General features: G+C 65.2%; 15 protein-coding genes and 1 other RNA gene. 10 read left to right on the forward strand and 6 right to left on the reverse strand.

The window, feature by feature from the left end; genetic code table 11:
- Positions 1 to 6: 6 nt before the first annotated feature.
- Positions 7 to 972 (forward strand): LysR family transcriptional regulator ArgP, encoded by a 966-nt coding sequence (locus HTY53_RS15095; RefSeq protein ID WP_368041004.1) that lies wholly within the window; start codon positions 7 to 9, stop codon positions 970 to 972.
- Between the two features lie 91 nt (positions 973 to 1,063).
- Here HTY53_RS15095 and HTY53_RS15100 read toward each other — a convergent pair whose 3' ends face one another.
- The 5 genes from HTY53_RS15100 to ompA all read right to left on the reverse strand — a co-directional run bounded on the left by HTY53_RS15100 (position 1,064) and on the right by ompA (position 4,494).
- Positions 1,064 to 1,642, reverse strand: a complete 579-nt coding sequence (locus tag HTY53_RS15100) for a flavin reductase family protein (RefSeq protein WP_174107422.1) — start codon at positions 1,640 to 1,642, stop codon at positions 1,064 to 1,066.
- 160 nt (positions 1,643 to 1,802) lie between these two features.
- Positions 1,803 to 2,161: a transfer-messenger RNA gene (ssrA, locus tag HTY53_RS15105) on the reverse strand.
- A 54-nt stretch (positions 2,162 to 2,215) separates the two neighbouring features.
- Positions 2,216 to 2,890 (reverse strand): phosphoglycolate phosphatase, encoded by a 675-nt coding sequence (gene gph, locus HTY53_RS15110; protein ID WP_174107423.1) that lies wholly within the window; start codon positions 2,888 to 2,890, stop codon positions 2,216 to 2,218.
- A 2-nt stretch (positions 2,891 to 2,892) separates the two neighbouring features.
- Positions 2,893 to 3,642, reverse strand: coding sequence for a bifunctional 2-polyprenyl-6-hydroxyphenol methylase/3-demethylubiquinol 3-O-methyltransferase UbiG (gene ubiG, locus HTY53_RS15115; protein ID WP_174107424.1), 750 nt, complete (start codon positions 3,640 to 3,642; stop codon positions 2,893 to 2,895).
- Between the two features lie 189 nt (positions 3,643 to 3,831).
- Positions 3,832 to 4,494 (reverse strand): outer membrane protein OmpA, encoded by a 663-nt coding sequence (ompA, locus tag HTY53_RS15120; protein ID WP_023265125.1) that lies wholly within the window; start codon positions 4,492 to 4,494, stop codon positions 3,832 to 3,834.
- Between the two features lie 437 nt (positions 4,495 to 4,931).
- On the opposite strand from ompA, the gene gyrA reads away from it, so the two are divergent.
- The 7 genes from gyrA (at position 4,932) to aroA (ending at position 14,504) form a co-directional block, all read left to right on the forward strand.
- Positions 4,932 to 7,652, forward strand: coding sequence for a DNA gyrase subunit A (gene gyrA, locus HTY53_RS15125; RefSeq protein WP_174107425.1), 2,721 nt, complete (start codon positions 4,932 to 4,934; stop codon positions 7,650 to 7,652).
- An 81-nt stretch (positions 7,653 to 7,733) separates the two neighbouring features.
- Positions 7,734 to 8,297 carry a DUF2059 domain-containing protein gene (locus HTY53_RS15130; RefSeq protein ID WP_174107426.1) on the forward strand — a complete coding sequence of 188 codons (564 nt, stop codon included), beginning with the start codon at positions 7,734 to 7,736 and terminating at the stop codon, positions 8,295 to 8,297.
- Between the two features lie 137 nt (positions 8,298 to 8,434).
- On the forward strand, positions 8,435 to 9,589 hold the full coding sequence (gene serC / locus HTY53_RS15135) for a 3-phosphoserine/phosphohydroxythreonine transaminase (RefSeq protein WP_174107427.1): 1,155 nt from the start codon (positions 8,435 to 8,437) through the stop codon (positions 9,587 to 9,589).
- A gap of 81 nt (positions 9,590 to 9,670) precedes the next feature.
- Positions 9,671 to 10,822 (forward strand): prephenate dehydratase, encoded by a 1,152-nt coding sequence (pheA, locus tag HTY53_RS15140; protein WP_174107428.1) that lies wholly within the window; start codon positions 9,671 to 9,673, stop codon positions 10,820 to 10,822.
- A gap of 70 nt (positions 10,823 to 10,892) precedes the next feature.
- Positions 10,893 to 12,008, forward strand: coding sequence for a histidinol-phosphate transaminase (hisC, locus tag HTY53_RS15145; RefSeq protein WP_174107429.1), 1,116 nt, complete (start codon positions 10,893 to 10,895; stop codon positions 12,006 to 12,008).
- Between the two features lie 160 nt (positions 12,009 to 12,168).
- Positions 12,169 to 13,065, forward strand: coding sequence for a prephenate dehydrogenase (locus tag HTY53_RS15150; RefSeq protein WP_174107430.1), 897 nt, complete (start codon positions 12,169 to 12,171; stop codon positions 13,063 to 13,065).
- 134 nt (positions 13,066 to 13,199) lie between these two features.
- The gene (aroA, locus tag HTY53_RS15155; protein WP_174107431.1) at positions 13,200 to 14,504 is read left to right on the forward strand and encodes a 3-phosphoshikimate 1-carboxyvinyltransferase; all 1,305 of its coding nucleotides are present in this window, start codon (positions 13,200 to 13,202) and stop codon (positions 14,502 to 14,504) included.
- A gap of 24 nt (positions 14,505 to 14,528) precedes the next feature.
- On the opposite strand, the gene HTY53_RS15160 is transcribed toward aroA, so the two are convergent.
- Positions 14,529 to 14,771, reverse strand: coding sequence for a DUF2061 domain-containing protein (locus HTY53_RS15160; protein ID WP_174107432.1), 243 nt, complete (start codon positions 14,769 to 14,771; stop codon positions 14,529 to 14,531).
- A gap of 117 nt (positions 14,772 to 14,888) precedes the next feature.
- Between HTY53_RS15160 and cmk the strand changes: the two genes are divergently transcribed.
- Together cmk and rpsA are read left to right on the forward strand one after the other, a co-directional pair.
- Positions 14,889 to 15,563: a (d)CMP kinase gene (cmk, locus tag HTY53_RS15165; protein WP_174107433.1), complete on the forward strand. Its 675-nt coding sequence runs from the start codon at positions 14,889 to 14,891 to the stop codon at positions 15,561 to 15,563.
- Between the two features lie 167 nt (positions 15,564 to 15,730).
- Positions 15,731 to 17,425 (forward strand): 30S ribosomal protein S1, encoded by a 1,695-nt coding sequence (gene rpsA / locus HTY53_RS15170; protein WP_174107434.1) that lies wholly within the window; start codon positions 15,731 to 15,733, stop codon positions 17,423 to 17,425.
- The last annotated feature ends 38 nt before the right edge of the window (positions 17,426 to 17,463 follow it).

A 17,463-nucleotide genomic window follows, 5' to 3' on the forward strand; every position in this document is an offset into this window, starting at 1 on the left:
ACGCTAATGATGAAGATCGACAACGGCCAACTGGCCGCCTTCGCCGCCGTGCTGCAGGAGGGAAGCTTCGAGGCCGCGGCCCGGCGTCTGCATGTCACGCCATCGGCGATCAGCCAGCGCATGCGCCAGCTCGAAGAGCGGCTCGGCCAGGTGTTGCTGCAACGGGGCAGTCCCTGCCAGCCGACCGCGGCCGGCCGCACGCTGGCGCGCTATACCGAGCAACTGGCGCTGCTCGAAGCGGAGACGCTGGCCGAGCTCGGCGATGGCAATGGCTTGCGGGGCAAGGACGGGATGCCGCTGCGCGTGCCGCTCGCCGTCAATGCCGATTCGCTCGACAGCTGGTTTCCCGCGAGCTTCGATGCATTGCCGGCCGAGCCCGCGATGGTCTTCGATCTGCGCGTCGAGGACCAGGACCATTCGGCGACGCTGCTGCGCGAGGGGGTGGTGATGGCCGCGGTCAGCGCCAGCGCCGAGCCGGTGCAGGGCTGCACCGTCGAACCGCTCGGCATCATGCGCTATCTGGGCGTGGCGTCGCCGGCGTTGATCGCCGAGGCGTTTGCCGGCGGCGTCGACGCCGCCAGCCTGGCGCGCACGCCGATGCTGGCCTTCAATCGCAAGGACGCGTTGCAGGCGCGTTTTATCGCGCTGCTGATCGGCTTCGATTTCCAGCAGCCGCTACCGCCGACGCACTACGTGCCGTCGACCGCCGGCTTCGTCGCCTTTGCGCAGCGCGGGCTTGGCTGGGGAATGATGCCCGAGCCCTTCGTGCGCGAGCCGCTGGCGCATGGGACGCTGGCCGAATTCGCGCCAGGCCGCCATCTGGACGTGCCCTTGTACTGGCACCGGTGGCGGCTGCGCTCGCCGGCGCTGGATGCCATCACGGTCGCCGTGCGGCAGGCGGCGTCGAAGTCGTTGCTGCCGTTGGGGGCGCCGGGGCCGCGGCGGCCGTCGCGGGCAGGGAAGAAGCGCTGAACGATCGCGCTCGCGTTCGGCTCGGAGTTTGGATCAGGCGATCGGCTTGGCGGCGATCACGACACAGTGCGCATTGGGCTCAGGGGTTGAGTCAGCCGATCGGCTTGGCAGCGATCGTCGAGGACGAGCGTACAAAGTTGCCGCCGCCCAGATGATGGATCGTGTGCAGGTCCTCGTTGCCCGCATCGAACTTCCACCGGCCATTGGCGAACACGCGCGGATCCGCGGCCGCCGCCACGACCTCGCCGAAGCAGGTGTCGTAGGCATCTTCGGTATGCGCCTCCGGAATCAGCCGGCACTCCATCCACGCGCTGCAGCCCGCTTCGATCAGCGGCAGTCCAAGCTCGGGGCCGGTGATGGCGGCGATGCCGAACTGCGCGAACTTGTCGACGTCGCGGCCGGTGGCGCTGCCCACCGCGTAAGTCATATCGATCGCGGCCGCGCCCGGGATGCAGATGCCAAAGCTGCCGCTGGCCGCGACCAGCTCGCGCGTGAAGGTGCGCTTGTCGATCACGATCGCAATGCGCGGCGGCGTGAACTCGACCGGCATCGACCACGCCGCGGCCATCACGTTGCGGCGGGAGCCGTCGCTGCTGGTGATCAGCACCGTCGGGCCGTGGTTGATCAGGCGGCTGGCGTATTGGAGGGGGACGGGTTGGAAGGCGGTCATCGGCTGGCTCGGCTTGGATGGAAAGTAAAGGATGATTGCCGCGATGATGCCACCGGTCTGGCAGGAGGGTTGCTGTCCGCAACACTGGAAAACAAAAACCCGCGCAGCTGACGCTGTCGCGGGTTTGAGGACATCTGCCGGATGTCGTCGGGTGGAATACTGGTGGAGCCGGCGGGAATCGAACCCGCGTCCGCAGATCCTCCACAGAGAGTTCTACATACTTAGTTCTGTCATTTGATTTAACCGTCGCATCGCGGACGAACACGCTCTACGACGGCGAGTCACTTGGTTTTCGTCCCTGAGGTCGTGACACCCGCAGGGCTTATCTGACGTAAATGACCTCGCGTGGTCTTGCGACCCTAGCCCGTCAGCGAGCCAGTGCGAGGACGGCGGCCCTTAGGCTGCCAGTGCGTAACGTTCGTCGTTAGCAGTTATTGCGTTCCCATTGATTTACGAGGTGACGGGTCCTCGGTATGCCCTCTACTGCTTTGCAACCCACGTCGAAACCAGGTCGGCCCCAGTAAGGAAAACGGATTGTACTCGCTTTCGACGCCGGGCGTGCGCACCGGTTCCCTAGGGTGCGGCAACGCCAGCGGTGAGCAGCGGAATCAACTCGCTTGGATGCCGCACCAGGTGGTCGCCGCCCCAACGCTCGGGCGGCTCACCCTCGCCACAGTACCCGTAGGCCGCCGTGATCGTGGCCATGCCGGCCGCCTTGCCGGCCTGGATGTCGCGCAGGTCGTCGCCCACGTAGGCGCATCGCAGCGGATCGACGCCGCTGATCTGCGCGGCGTGCAGCAGCGGGGCGGGGTGAGGTTTCGGATACGGCGTCGTGTCGCCGCTGACCACTGCGGCCGCGCGCGGCGCCAGGCCGATGGCATCGACCAGCGGCGTGGTGAAGCGGGCGATCTTGTTGGTGACGATGCCCCACGGGATGCCCGCGGATTCGAGTGCCGCAAGAACCTCTTCGATCCCGTCGAACAGGCGGGTTTGCACGGCGATGTCGGCTTCGTAGTAGTTCAGGAAGGCATCGCGCAGTGCGGGGAAGTCGGGGTCGTCGGGCGTCTTGCCGAAGGCGGCGCCGATCAGCCCGCGTGCGCCATGGGAAGCCACCGGGCGCAGCAGCGCGTAGTCGACCGGTGGGCGGCCATGCTCGACCACCAGTCGATTCGCGGCGGCGGCCAGATCGGGCGCGGTATCGGCCAGCGTGCCGTCCAGATCGAAGAAAACAGCGTCGAAGGTCGGCATGCTCAGGCGGCGCGGCGCAGGGCCATCAAGTAGTTGACGTCGGTATCGGCGCTCAGCTCGTAGACCTGCGACAGCGGCCGGTAGACCATGCCGCGCATCTCGACCAGATCCAGACCGGCCTGTCGCGCGTAGCGGGCCAGTTCGGCGGGTTTGATGAACTTGTCGTAGTCGTGCGTGCCGCGCGGCAACATATTCATTACGTATTCGGCGCCGATCACCGCCAGCAGATAGGCTTTCAGGTTTCGGTTGATGGTCGAGAAGAAGACGTGGCCGCCGGGGCGGACCAGGGTGGCGCAGGCTCGCACGATCGACGCCGGGTCGGGCACGTGCTCCAGCATCTCCATGCAGGTGACCACATCGAAGCTGGCCGGCATGCGCGCTGCGAGCGCTTCCGCGGCGATCTCCTCGTAGGTCACCGCAACACCCGACTCCAGGCTGTGCAGGTCGGCGACCTTCAGTGCCTTGGTCGACAGGTCGATGCCCCGCACGGTCGCACCGGCGCGCGCCATGCTTTCGGAGAGGATGCCGCCGCCGCAGCCGATATCGACCACCTGCTTGCCGCGCAGATCGGCGATGCTGTCGATCCAGCCCAGCCGCAGCGGGTTGATCTCGTGCAGCGGCTTGAATTCGCTGTTCGGATCCCACCAGCGGTGGGCCATTTCGCTGAACTTGTCGATCTCCTTCAGATCGGCGTTGCGCGCAATCTGGTGGGTCTCGACGGTGGGGTGAATCACGGGGGAAGTCGGCGTCATGAATCTGGCGCGCGCGTCGGAGCGCGGGACATTAGGAATTGGGGCAACTCTAACAAAATGCGCCCCGCGAGGCGAGCCGACGGCGGTGTGTCCAATGGACAGGAGAGCGGAGCAGGGGCGTTGATCCCAAACGCAGGACGAAAAAAAGCCCAGCTTGCGCTGGGCTTTTTCGCCGTGGAGCGGGACCGATCAGCGAGCGCTGCGGGTACCGACCACTTCGACTTCCACGCGGCGGTTCGGCTGCTGGCAGGCGATCTGAGCGGTGCGGTTGCCCTTGCACGACTTCGGATCGACCTTCAGCTGACGCTCGCCCTTGCCTTCGGTGTAGACGCGGTTGGCTTCCACGCCCTTGCTCACCAGATAGGCCTTGACGGCTTCGGCGCGGCGGATCGACAGGCGATCGTTGTAACGATCGGTGCCGAACGAGTCGGTGTGGCCGACGGCGATGATCACTTCCAGGGTGATGCCCGACAGCTTCGACACCAGGTCGTCCAGCTTGGCGCGGCCTTCCGGCTTCAGCACAGCCTTGTCGAAGTCGAACAGCGTGTCAGCGGCGAAGGTGACCTTCTCGCTCGAGACAACCGGGGGAGCGACCGGAGCCGGAGCCGGAGCCGGGGCAGCAGCCGGAGCCAGCGCGCCGTCGCACTGAGCATTGGCCGTGGCCGGGGTCCAGGAGCTATCGCGCCAGCAGAGCTCGTTCGTGCCATTCTTCCACACGTACTCGCTCGTACCGTTACCCCAGTTGTCGTTCACCGCCTTCTTTTCGTAGGGGACCGACGCGGTCTGGGCTTGAGCGGATGCGGCCATTACTGCGGTAGCTGCAACGAGCGCGAGCTTGGCAAATTTTTTCATATTTCTCCTCTCAGGATGAGATCACCGCAGGGTTACTGCGAGCAAATGGACGAAAACAAGTCATACATTCTTCGGAGTATAACCTTCTCGCTCGAGGTGACGAATGCTCCACTTCGAACAATGTCTGGCTCTTCGCTGGGGAATTGTGCCACAAGGCTCGTTTCCTAAGAAGTAAATATATGCGATTCAATCCATGGCTTCGGGGCCTGTGGTGTTTGTGCAACATGGCCTCTTGCGATGCCCGCAAACCCTTGTCCGGCTTGGGTTTCGAGACATCGAGGCAGATCGTCAGGGCCTGCATGGAGGGTGGTCCCGGGGGCGAGGGGAGGCGGTGCGGCGCATGTTAGAATGCCATGTTACCCGCCGCGCTGGCAGCGCCGGATCATCCGGTGCCGACCGCCGCTTGCGGGCGTTTCAACCGCATAAGCCACGCCGCAATGGATCAATTCGCCAAAGAAACCCTTCCGGTCTCCCTCGAAGAGGAAATGCGTCGCTCGTACCTGGATTACGCCATGAGCGTTATCGTCGGGCGCGCGCTTCCCGATGTACGGGACGGCCTGAAGCCCGTCCATCGGCGAGTGCTGTTTGCGATGCACGAGCTGAACAACGACTGGAACCGCCCTTACAAGAAATCGGCACGTATTGTCGGCGATGTGATTGGTAAATATCACCCGCACGGCGATACCGCGGTCTACGACACCATCGTCCGCATGGCGCAGGATTTTTCGCTGCGTTATATGCTGGTCGACGGCCAAGGCAATTTCGGTTCGGTCGACGGCGACAATGCCGCGGCCATGCGTTATACGGAAATCCGGCTGTCGAAGATAGCGCATGAAATGCTGCTGGACATCGACAAGGAAACCGTCGATTTCGTCCCGAACTACGACGGCTCCGAAAACGAGCCGCAAATCCTGCCGGCCCGTATTCCGAATCTGCTGATCAACGGTTCGTCGGGTATTGCGGTCGGCATGGCCACCAATATCCCGCCGCACAATCTGAACGAAGTGGTCGACGGCTGTCTGCACCTTCTGCGCAACCCGCAGGCGACGGTCGACGAGCTGATCGAGCTGATTCCGGCGCCCGACTTTCCGACCGCCGGCATCATCTACGGCATCCAGGGCGTGCGCGAAGGCTACCGTACCGGCCGTGGCCGGGTGGTGATGCGAGCACGTACCCACTTCGAGGATATCGACCGCGGCCAGCGCCAGGCAATCATCATCGACGAGCTGCCCTACCAGGTGAACAAGCGCACCCTGCTGGAGCGCATCGCCGAGCTGGTCACGGAGAAGAAGATCGAGGGCATCTCCGACATCCGCGACGAATCGGACAAGTCCGGCATGCGCGTGGTGATCGAACTCAAGCGCAACGAGGTGCCTGAGGTCGTCCTGAACAACCTATATAAGAACACCCAGCTGCAGGACACCTTCGGCATGAACATGGTGGCGCTGGTCGACGGCCAGCCGCGCCTGCTGAACCTGCGCCAGATGCTGGAGTGCTTCCTGTCGCACCGGCGCGAGGTGGTCACCCGCCGCACCGTGTTCGAACTGCGCAAGGCGCGCGAGCGCGGCCATGTGCTGGAAGGCCTGGCGGTCGCGCTGGCCAATATCGACGAGTTCATCGCGATCATCAAGGCCGCGCCGACCCCGCCGATCGCCAAGCAGGAACTGATGGCCAAGTCGTGGGACTCGCAACTGGTGCGCGAGATGCTGGCGCGCGCCGAGACCGATACCCCGGGCGGCCGCGCGGCCTACCGGCCGGACGGTCTGCCGCCGGTGTTCGGCATGCAGGACGACGGCCTGTACCGACTGTCCGACTCGCAGGCTCAGGAAATCCTGCAGATGCGTCTGCAGCGCCTGACCGGGCTGGAGCAGGACAAGATCGTGCAGGAGTACCGCGACGTGATGGACGCGATCACGGACCTGCTCGACATCCTGGCCCGCCCCGAGCGCATTACCACCATCATCACCGACGAACTGACCGCGATCCGCGCCGAATTCGGTGACGACCGCCGTTCGCACATCGAGCTGAACGCCACCGAGCTCGATACCGAGGATCTGATCACTCCGCAGGACATGGTGGTCACGCTGTCGCACAGCGGCTATATGAAGAGCCAGCCGATCTCCGAATACCGCGCGCAGAAGCGCGGCGGCCGGGGCAAGCAGGCGATGGCGACCAAGGAAGACGACTGGATCGATACGCTGTTCGTTGCCAACACGCACGACTACATCCTGTGCTTCTCGAACCGCGGCCGGCTGTACTGGCTGAAGGTCTATGAAGTGCCGCAAGGCTCGCGCACCTCGCGCGGTCGGCCGATCGTCAATATGTTCCCGTTGCAGGAAGGCGAGAAGATCACGGTGATCCTGCCGGTGCGCCAGTTCGACGCCGAGCATTTCATCTTCATGGCGACCGCCCGCGGTACCGTCAAGAAGACCGCGCTGACCGAATTCTCGAATCCTCGCAAGGCCGGCATCATCGCGGTCGACCTCGACGAGGGCGACTATCTGATCGGCGCCGCGATCACCGACGGCCAGCACGACGTGATGCTGTTCTCGGACGCCGGCAAGGCGGTGCGCTTCGACGAGAACGATGTGCGCCCGATGGGCCGGCAGGCCCGCGGCGTGCGCGGCATGAACCTGGACGACGGCCAGACCGTCATTGCGATGCTGGTCGCGCCGGCCGAGAACGCCGAGGACGCCGGCTCGGTCGGCAGCGTGCTGACCGCGACGGAGAATGGCTACGGCAAGCGCACGCCGATCACGGAATACACCCGGCACGGCCGCGGCACCAAGGGCATGATCGCGATCCAGACCAGCGAGCGCAACGGCCGCGTGGTCGCCGCCGCGCTGGTTGCGCCCGAGCACGAGATCATGCTGATCACGACAGGGGGCGTGCTGATCCGCACCCGGGTGGCCGAAATCCGCGAGATGGGCCGTGCCACCCAGGGCGTCACGCTGATCAACGTCGACGAGGGCACCAAGCTGTCTGGTCTGCAGCGCATCGTGGAGAGCGATGCCGATAATGGCGAGAACGGTGAAAACGGCGGCGATCATGGCGCCGAAAACGGCGACGGCAACGATGCCGACACCAATGGCGACGACAATGGTGCCGGCAATGGCGCCGATGATGTCGCAAATGGTGACAATGGCGCTCAATCGTAATCAGATGCAACAATGGCGCGGCCGCTGGAACTAGGCCAGTCGCTACCGGACTAAACCGGACGAATTCATCAGGGAGTCATAATGCTCAAAACCACTCGACGTATTGCTGTGCTGGCTGCTTTTGTTCCGGCCTTGATGGTCGCGCAGCATGCGCGCGCGCAGGACGCGGACAAGACCGCCGCGATCAAGGAACTGCTGTCCGTGATGCAGGCCGACCAGGCCGTCAAGGGACAGGCCGAGAACTGGCAGGCTGGCGCCAAGCAGGAAGCGCCGCTGGTGCTCGAACAGGTGCTGGTCGAGAACAAGACGCTGAGCGACGCGCAGAAGCAGGCCGCGGTCGAGAAGCTGAAGAAGAACGGCGCCGTGCAGCGCATGGTCGACGGCGCCGGCAAGCAGTTCGGCACGGACGCGTTCAAGAACGACGCCATCAAGGCCCACTATGACGCCTTTGGCAAGTACTACACCGCGCAGGAAATCCGCGACCTGACCACCTTCCTGAAGTCGCCGACCGGCCAGAAGTTCATGGCCAATCAAGGCAAGGCGACCCAGGAGATCTGGGGTTCGATGATGCAGAAGTATGGCCCGCAGGTCGGCAAGTCGATGCGCGACGCGGCCGAGAAGGAAGTCACCGCGGCATCGAAGTAAGCCGGGGCGCGGCCCACCGGCCGGCATCCGCGCGTGGCGCGACGGGCCACGCCCGCGACGCCCGGATGCCAACGAAATGCGTCTTTAGGTAATAATGGCTGCTTGGGCTTCCCAAGCAGCCATTTTTCTTTCCGTTCATGAACGATCCCCAGAATCCCGCCCTTGCCGCCATGATGCAGCGCGCCATGGCCGAACGTGTCTACAACTTCTCCCCGGGACCGGCGACCCTGCCGGCCGAGGTGCTGCAACAGGCAGCCGAAGAAATGCTGTCGTGGCACGGCACCGGTGTCTCGGTCATGGAGATGAGCCACCGCAGCAAGGAGTTCGAGGGGATCCACAACGAGGCATTGGCCGATCTGCGCGAACTGCTGAAGATCCCGAAGGAATTCCGCATCCTGTTCCTGCAGGGCGGCGCCATCGGCGAGAACGCGATCGTCCCGCTGAACCTGATCCAGCGCCTGAACCCCGAGCGGCCCAAGGCCGATTTCGTCGTGACGGGTACCTGGTCGGTCAAGACGGAGCAGGAAACGCGCCGCTATGGCGCTACCCATATTGCCGCCAGCAGCGTGGAACAGCGCTTCGCGCGCATTCCCGATCCGGCGACCTGGCAGCTGTCCGACGATGCCGCCTACGTGCACCTGTGCACCAACGAAACGGTGGTCGGTGTCGAATTCCAGCAGATTCCGGATATCGGCCAGAACCACGGCCGCGTGGTGGTCGCCGATGCCTCCAGCCATATCCTGTCGCGGCCGATCGACTGGTCGCGCGTGCAGGTCGTTTATGGCGGCGCGCAAAAGAACATCGGCCCGGCCGGCGTGACGATCGTGATCGTGCGCGAAGACCTGCTTGGCCACGCGCATCCGCTGTGCCCGTCGGCATTCAACTGGCGCATCGTCAACGACAACAATTCGATGTACAACACGCCGCCGACCTACGCGATCTATATCGCCGGGCTGGTGTTCAAATGGCTGAAGCGGCAGGGTGGCGTGGATGGCATCGAGCAGCGCAATATCGCCAAGGCGCGCGCGCTCTACGACTTCCTCGATCAGAGCGACTTCTATCGCAACGAGATCGATCCGAGCTGCCGCTCGCGTATGAACGTGCCGTTCTTCCTGGCGGACGAGTCGCGCAACGAGGCCTTTCTGGCCGGGGCGCGGGCCAACGGGCTGCTCCAGCTCAAGGGCCACAAGTCGGTGGGCGGCATGCGCGCCAGCCTGTATAACGCGATGCCGCTGGAGGGCGTTACCGCGCTGGTCGACTATATGCGCGAGTTCGAGCGCAGCGCCGCCTGAGCGGCGGCAATGGCGCCATCGACGGGAACGCCGTCCTGTGTGGACTGGCGCGCCGTGCGGTGACGAATCGGGATTTCCATCATGACGAACCAAGATAAAAGCGCTGCGGCCCCCGCCCAGGGCCAGCAGCCGACCATGCCAACCGAGGAGCAGGAGCGCGCGCTGTCCGTGGAGCTGGCGCCGCTGCGCGAGCAGATCGACGCCGTCGATCGCGAGCTGCTGGCGATGCTGAACCGCCGCGCGCAGCTGGCGCTGGACGTTGGCGAGGTCAAGAAGAAATTCGGCGCGCCGGTGTTCCGGCCGGAGCGCGAGCTGCAGGTCATCCGCAAGGTCCAGGGCAACAACCCCGGGCCGCTGCGCGGCGACAGCGTGGCGGCGATCTGGCGCGAGGTGATGTCTGCCTGCCGCGGCCTGGAAAAACCGCTGGAAGTGGCCTTCCTCGGCCCGGCCGGCACCTTCTCGGAGCAGGCGCTGTACGCGCACTTCGGCCACGAGGTCGCCGGCGTGCCGTGCCCGAGCATCGACGAGGTGTTCCGCGCGGTCGAGGCCGGCACCGTCGAGTACGGCGTGGTGCCGGTCGAGAATTCCACCGAGGGCGCGGTGTCGCGCACGCTGGACCTGTTCCTGCAGACCTCGCTGAAGATCAGCGGCGAGATCGCGCTGAAGGTCCATCACAACCTGATGGCGTCATCGCCGGACATGAAGGGCGTGACCGTGGTGCGCGCCCATCCGCAGGCCCTGGCCCAGTGCCAGCACTGGTTGACCGCCAACTATCCGCACCTGGAGCGCCAGGCGGTGTCGAGCAACGGCGAGGCGGCGCGGATGGCCAGCGAAGATCCGACCGTGGCGGCGATCGCCGCCGAGACCGCGGCCAATCGCTATCACCTGCACATCATCCGCTCGCATATCCAGGACGATCCGCACAATCGCACGCGTTTCGCCGTGATCGGCCGCTATGAGACCGAGCCGTCGGGCAGCGACCAGACCTCGCTGATCCTGTCGGTGCCGAACAAGGCCGGGGCGGTCTACCAGCTGCTGGCGCCGCTGGCCGACAACGGCGTGTCGATGTGCCGCTTCGAATCGCGGCCGGCGCGCAGCGGGGCCTGGGAGTATTACTTCTACGTCGATATCGAGGGCCACCAGCGCGATGCCGCGGTCGAGCGCGCGCTGCAGCAGCTGCGCGCCAACGCGGCGTACTTCAAGGTGCTGGGCTCGTATCCGTCGAGCAAGTAGGCGCACAGGCAGGGAAGCTGGAATACCAGGGGCCCGCGGCGGGCCGCAGGCAAGGCAATCAGGAGTCGATATGGCAGAGCAGGGCAGGCAGTTCGGTCCGGAATATGTGCGGGCGATTTCCCCTTACGTGGCCGGCAGGCCGATCTCGGAGGTCGCGCGCGAATTCGGCCTCGACGAGGCCAGCATCGTCAAGCTGGCCTCCAACGAGAATCCGCTCGGCATGCCGGAGTCGGCCAGGACCGCGATGGCCGCCGCGGTGGCCGAGCTCGGCCGCTATCCCGATTCCAATGGCTTCGAGCTGAAGGCCGCGCTGTCGGCGCGCTACGACGTGCCGGCCGACTGGCTGACGCTGGGCAACGGCAGCAACGACATCCTCGAACTGGCCGCGCATGCGCTGGTCAAGCCGGGCGAGTCGATCGTCTACGCGCAGTACTCGTTCGCGGTCTACGCGCTGGCAACGCAGGAAATCGGCGCGCGTGCGATCGAGGTGCCGGCGCGCGACTATGGCCACGATCTCGAGGCGATGGCCGCGGCGATCGCGCCCGATACCCGTCTGATCTTTATCGCCAACCCGAACAATCCGACCGGCACCTTCCTGCCTACCGCGCAGATCGAGGCATTCCTCGCCCGCGTGCCCGCCGATGTGGTGGTGGTGCTCGACGAAGCCTACAACGAGTATCTGGACCCCGAGGACCAGTACGAGTCGGTGCAGTGGGTGCGCAAGTATCCGAACCTGATGGTCTCGCGGACCTTCTCGAAGGCCTATGGCCTGGCCGGGCTGCGGGTCGGCTACGCGGTCGCGCAGCCGGCGCTGACCGATCTGCTCAATCGGATCCGCCAGCCCTTCAACGTCAACAGCCTGGCTCAGGCGGCGGCGGTGGCCGCGCTCGGCGACGACGCCTTCCTGCGCAAGAGCGCGACGCTCAATCGCGAAGGCAAGGCGCAGCTGGTGGCGGCCTTCGACCGGCTCGGCCTGCAGTATGTGCCTTCGTACGGCAACTTCGTGCTGGTCCGCGTCGGCGACGACAACGAGGCGGGCGCGCGCGTCAATCTGGCATTGCTCAAGCAAGGCGTGATCGTGCGTCCGGTCGGCAACTACGGGCTGCCGCAGTGGCTGCGCGTGACAATCGGCCTGCCGCAGGAGAACGCGGCCTTTATCGCGGCGCTCGAGCGCGCGCTGCAGTAAGGCTTCCGCGGGGCGCAGCAGCGCCGCCGCCGTCCACCTTCCGACAGGGCGCCGCGGCGCCCTGTTTTGCCATATCGAGTCCGCTGGCGCCCGCCGCGGCGCGGCGAGCGGCTACAATGCCGGTTTTCCTCCTTTCCGCCGCCGATCTCGGCGTACTGTCGTGAGTGCCCTGCATTTTTCCCGTGTCGTGATCGTCGGCGTCGGCCTGATCGGCGGTTCCCTGGCCCGAGCCTTGAAGCGTGCCGGCGTCGTCGGCGAAGTGGTCGGTGTCGGCCGTTCGCCAGCCTCGCTCGAACGCGCACTGGCGCTCGGCGTGATCGACCGCGCCGCGTCGCTCGAGCAAGCCGCGCAGGGTGCCAGCATGATCGTGCTGTGCGCGCCGGTGGCGCAGACCTTCGCGCTGTTGCATGCGCTCGAGCCGCATCTGCAGCCCGGCACCATCGTCACCGATGCGGGCAGCACCAAGTCCGACGTGATCATGGCGGCCAAGACCGCGCTGGGCGACAAGGTCGCGCAGTTCGTGCCGGCCCATCCGATCGCGGGGCGCGAACTGAACGGCGTGGAAGCTGCGCTCGACGATCTCTACGACGGCAAGAAGGTCGTGCTGTGCCCGTTGCAGGAGAACAGCCGGGCCGATGTCGCCGCCGTGCGCGCGATGTGGGAGACCGCTGGCGGCGTCTGCGAAATCATGTCCGCGGTGCAGCACGACGCGGTGTTCGCCGCGGTCAGCCATCTGCCGCATCTGCTGTCCTATGCGCTGGTCGCGCAGGTGGCCAATGCCGAGGACGCGGCGCTCAAGCTGGCTTGCGCCGGCGGCGGTTTTCGCGACTTCACGCGGATCGCCGCGTCGTCGCCGGAGATGTGGCGCGACATCTGCCTGGCCAATCGCGAGGCGCTGCTGCGCGAACTCAATACCTATCAATCGGTGCTGGCGCATCTGAGGGCGCAGATCGAGGCCGGCAACGGCGAGGCGCTCGAACGCGTATTCGCGCGTGCCAGCCAGGCGCGGCTGCAGTGGGGCGCCGAGCGTGCCGCGGCGGCCGACGTCGAGTCGTGATTCCTTGCCTAACCGGTGCTGGTTCGCCGCCCCCGCCGCCCCGCGCATGCCGTACCGACCGTAGCCCGAGTAGCCCGAGTAGCCCGAGTAGCCCGAGTAGCCCGAGTAGCCCGAGTAGCCCGAGTAGCCCGACCATGGAACATCTGACGCTTGGCCCCTTCACCCGTGCCGCTGGCACGGTCCGTCTTCCCGGCTCGAAGAGCATCTCCAACCGCGTGCTGCTGCTGGCCGCGCTGAGCGAGGGCGAGACCCGGGTGCGCGATCTGCTCGATTCCGATGACACGCGCGTGATGCTCGACGCGCTGAAGACCCTCGGCGTCGCATGGCGCAAGGACGGCGGCGACCATCTGGTGAGCGGCGTCGGCGGAAAGTTTCCGGTCAAGGCGGCCGAGCTGTTCATGGGCAATGCCGGCACGGCGATTCGTCCCCTGACCGCCGCGCTCGCGCTGCAGGGCGGCGACTATCGGCTGTCCGGCGTGCCTCGCATGCATGAGCGGCCGATCGGCGATCTGGTCGATGGCCTGCGCCAGGTCGGCGCGCGCATCGACTATCTCGGCAACGAGGGCTATCCGCCGCTACATCTGCAGCCGTCCGAGATTCGCATCGACGGTCCGATCCAGGTCCGCGGCGATGTGTCGAGCCAGTTCCTGACCGCCTTGCTGATGGCGCTGCCGCTGGCCGACGCGCCGGGCGGGCGCATCGAGATCGAGGTGGTGGGCGAGCTGATTTCGAAGCCCTATATCGAGATCACGCTGAATCTGCTGGCACGCTTCGGCATCGAGGTGCACCGCGACGGCTGGTCGCGCTTCGTGCTGCCGGCACGGGCGCGCTATCGCTCGCCCGGCGAGATCTTCGTCGAGGGCGATGCCTCGTCGGCGTCGTACTTCCTGGCCGCCGGCGCCATCGGAGGCGGTCCGGTGCGCGTCGAAGGGGTGGGACTGGCCAGCATCCAGGGCGACGTGCAGTTCGCCGATGCGCTGAACCGGATGGGCGCCAACGTGATGGCGGGTGCCAACTGGATCGAGGTGCGCGGCGTCGACCGCGACGACGGCCGGCTGCACGGCATCACGCTCGACTGCAACCATATTCCCGACGCCGCAATGACGCTGGCCGTGGCCGCGCTGTTCGCCGACGGTCCGACCACGTTGACAAATATCGGCAGCTGGCGCGTCAAGGAGACCGATCGCATCGATGCGATGGCGGCCGAGCTGCGCAAGCTCGGTGCCGACGTCGAGGCAGGGCACGACTATCTGCGAATCGCACCGCCGGTACAGTGGCGCACGCCTGCTGACGGCATCGATACCTATGATGACCACCGGATGGCGATGTGCTTCTCGCTGGCGACCTTCGGCCCGTTGCCGATCCGCATCAACGATCCGCGCTGTGTGGCGAAGACGTTTCCCGACTATTTCGAGGTGTTCGGGCAGGTGGTGCGCTGAGCCTTGGCCAGCGCTGCTGTCGGCCTAATGTGCCGGCGCCATCGGCATTCCGGCGTCCTGCTGGGCGTGAGCGGGCGTTTCGGCTTGTGCTGCCTTGCGCCGCTCCCGCTTTTCCCAGTACCGGTCGAAGAAGTAGTGGGCGACCGTGTTGACGGCCGGTTCGATGAAGGTGACGGCACCGCTGATGGCAAGGCTGCCCGTCAGCGCATAGGTCACGCTGAACGCGATGCCAAGGTGCATGATGCCGAACGACAGGGTTTTTGCCATGGTAGATTGCCTCGTTGGTCTGCGGGAGCCGCGCATCGACGCTCCCTACCGATGGAAGAATGATAATGGTTCTCAATTAGATCGAGAAATTGATCGTTGCTTTCGTTTTGATAAGAAATGACTATCGCTGAAGTCGTCACCATCGACGGGCCAACGGCCTCCGGCAAGGGAACCGTGGCGCACAAGGTCGCCGATGCGCTGGGCTTCCATCTACTCGACAGCGGGGCGCTGTACCGTCTGGTGGCGCTGGCCAGCGAACGCGCCGGTATCGACGAGGCGGACGTGCCGGCCCTTGCAAACCTGGCGGCCCGCCTCGATGTGAAGTTCGGCCCGGACCGGGTCTGGCTGTCCGGCGAGGAGGTCAGTCTGGCCATCCGCGCGGAGGCGATCGGCAACCGGGCGTCGGCCCTGGCGGTCCATCAGCCCGTTCGTGATGCGTTGACGGCACTGCAGCGCGGCTTTCGCAAGCTGCCGGGGCTGGTGGCCGACGGCCGCGACATGGGCACCGTGATCTTCCCGGACGCGCGCCTGAAGGTGTTCCTGACCGCAAGCGTCGAGGCACGCGCGCGCAGGCGCTATAAACAATTGATTGATAAGGGAATTTCTGCTAGTATCGAAAACCTTTTGCGTGATTTGGAAGCACGCGACGCGCGGGACCGTTCCCGTGCCGCCGCACCGCTTCGTCCCGCGGAAGATGCGCGACTGCTCGATACCTCCGACATGACGGTGGATCAGGCGGTGGCGCAGGTGCTGGCGTGGCACGCCGAACTGGGTCCGCTGACCCAAGGGTGACCGCGCCGCGCCATGGGGCGCCGGCAGCCGGCCGCAGCGAACGCGACAACTGACGCGCTTGCAGGCGGAACGGGCCGCCGGCATGGTTCAACCTGACCCCGCTACCCTGGCAGACTGAGCGTGATCGTCGCGCCGGCCAAGGTATTGCGGATTGCTAACTTACGTTTATGTCCGACCTGCAAAACAACGAATCCTTTGCCGCACTGTTCGAGGAATCCGTCGCCCGCTCCAATATGAAGGCTGGCGAAGTGATTTCCGCCGAAGTGGTGCGGATCGACCACAATTTCGTGGTCGTCAACGCCGGCCTGAAGTCTGAAGCCTTCGTGCCGGTGGAGGAGTTCCTGAACGACCAGGGCGAACTCGAAGTGCAGGCCGGCGACTACGTTTCCGTGGCCATCGACGCGCTCGAGAACGGCTATGGCGACACCATTCTGTCCCGCGACAAGGCCAAGCGCCTGGCATCGTGGCTGAACCTCGAGAAGGCGCTGGAAGACGGCGAAATCATCTCGGGTACCGTGACCGGCAAGGTCAAGGGCGGCCTGACCGTGATGGTCAACGGCATCCGCGCGTTCCTGCCGGGTTCGCTGGTCGATGTCCGTCCGATCAAGGACACCACGCCGTACGAAGGCAAGACCCTGGAATTCAAGGTCATCAAGCTGGATCGCAAGCGCAACAACGTGGTGCTGTCGCGCCGCGCCGTTGTCGAGGCGACCCTGGGCGAAGAGCGCCAGAAGCTGATGGAAACCCTGAAGGAAGGCGCCATCGTCAACGGCATCGTCAAGAACATCACCGACTACGGTGCGTTCGTCGACCTGGGCGGCATCGACGGTCTGCTGCACATCACCGATCTGGCATGGCGTCGCGTTCGCCATCCGAGCGAAGTGCTGTCGGTCGGCCAGGAAATCACCGCCAAGATCCTCAAGTTCGACCAGGAAAAGAACCGCGTCTCGCTGGGCGTCAAGCAGCTGGGCGAAGATCCGTGGGTCGGCATCTCGCGCCGCTACCCGCAAGGCACCCGCCTGTTCGGCAAGGTCACCAACTTGACCGACTACGGCGCGTTCGTCGAGATCGAAGCCGGCATCGAAGGCCTGGTGCACGTGTCGGAAATGGACTGGACCAACAAGAACGTGGCCCCGTCCAAGGTCGTCCAGCTGGGCGACGAAGTCGAAGTCATGGTGCTGGATATCGACGAAGACAAGCGTCGTATCAGCCTGGGCATGAAGCAGTGCAAGGCCAATCCGTGGGACGACTTCAGCCGCAACCACAAGAAGGGCGACAAGCTGACCGGCCAGATCAAGTCGATCACCGACTTCGGCGTGTTCATCGGTCTGCCGGGCGGCATCGACGGCCTGGTGCACCTGTCCGACCTGTCGTGGCAAGAGTCCGGCGAAGAGGCCGTGCGCAAGTACAAGAAGGGCGACGAAGTCGAGGCCGTGGTGCTGGGCATCGATGTGGACAAGGAACGCATCTCGCTGGGTATCAAGCAGCTGTCGGGCGATCCGTTCAACAACTTCATCTCGGCCAACGACAAGGGCTCGATCGTCACCGCGACGATCAAGACCGTCGATCCGAAGGGTGCCGTGGTCCAGCTGGCCGACGACGTCGAAGGCTATCTGCGCGCCTCGGAAATCTCGGCCGACCGTGTCGAGGACGCCCGCAACGTGCTGAAGGAAGGCGAGCAGGTGACCGCGGTGATCGTCAACATCGATCGCAAGTCGCGCAACATCAACGTGTCGATCAAGGCCAAGGACTCGGCTGAGCAGCAGGAAGCCATGCAGAAGTTCCAGGCCGACACCGGCACGGCTGGCACGACCAACCTGGGCGCGCTGCTAAAGGCCAAGCTGGGCCAGGACAACCAGTAATCGCGTCGATCGCGACCGTCCAACTCACGCGCGGATGC

Origin of the sequence: Cupriavidus gilardii, assembly GCF_013314895.1 — a bacterium.
GTDB classification, from domain to species: domain Bacteria; phylum Pseudomonadota; class Gammaproteobacteria; order Burkholderiales; family Burkholderiaceae; genus Cupriavidus; species Cupriavidus gilardii_C.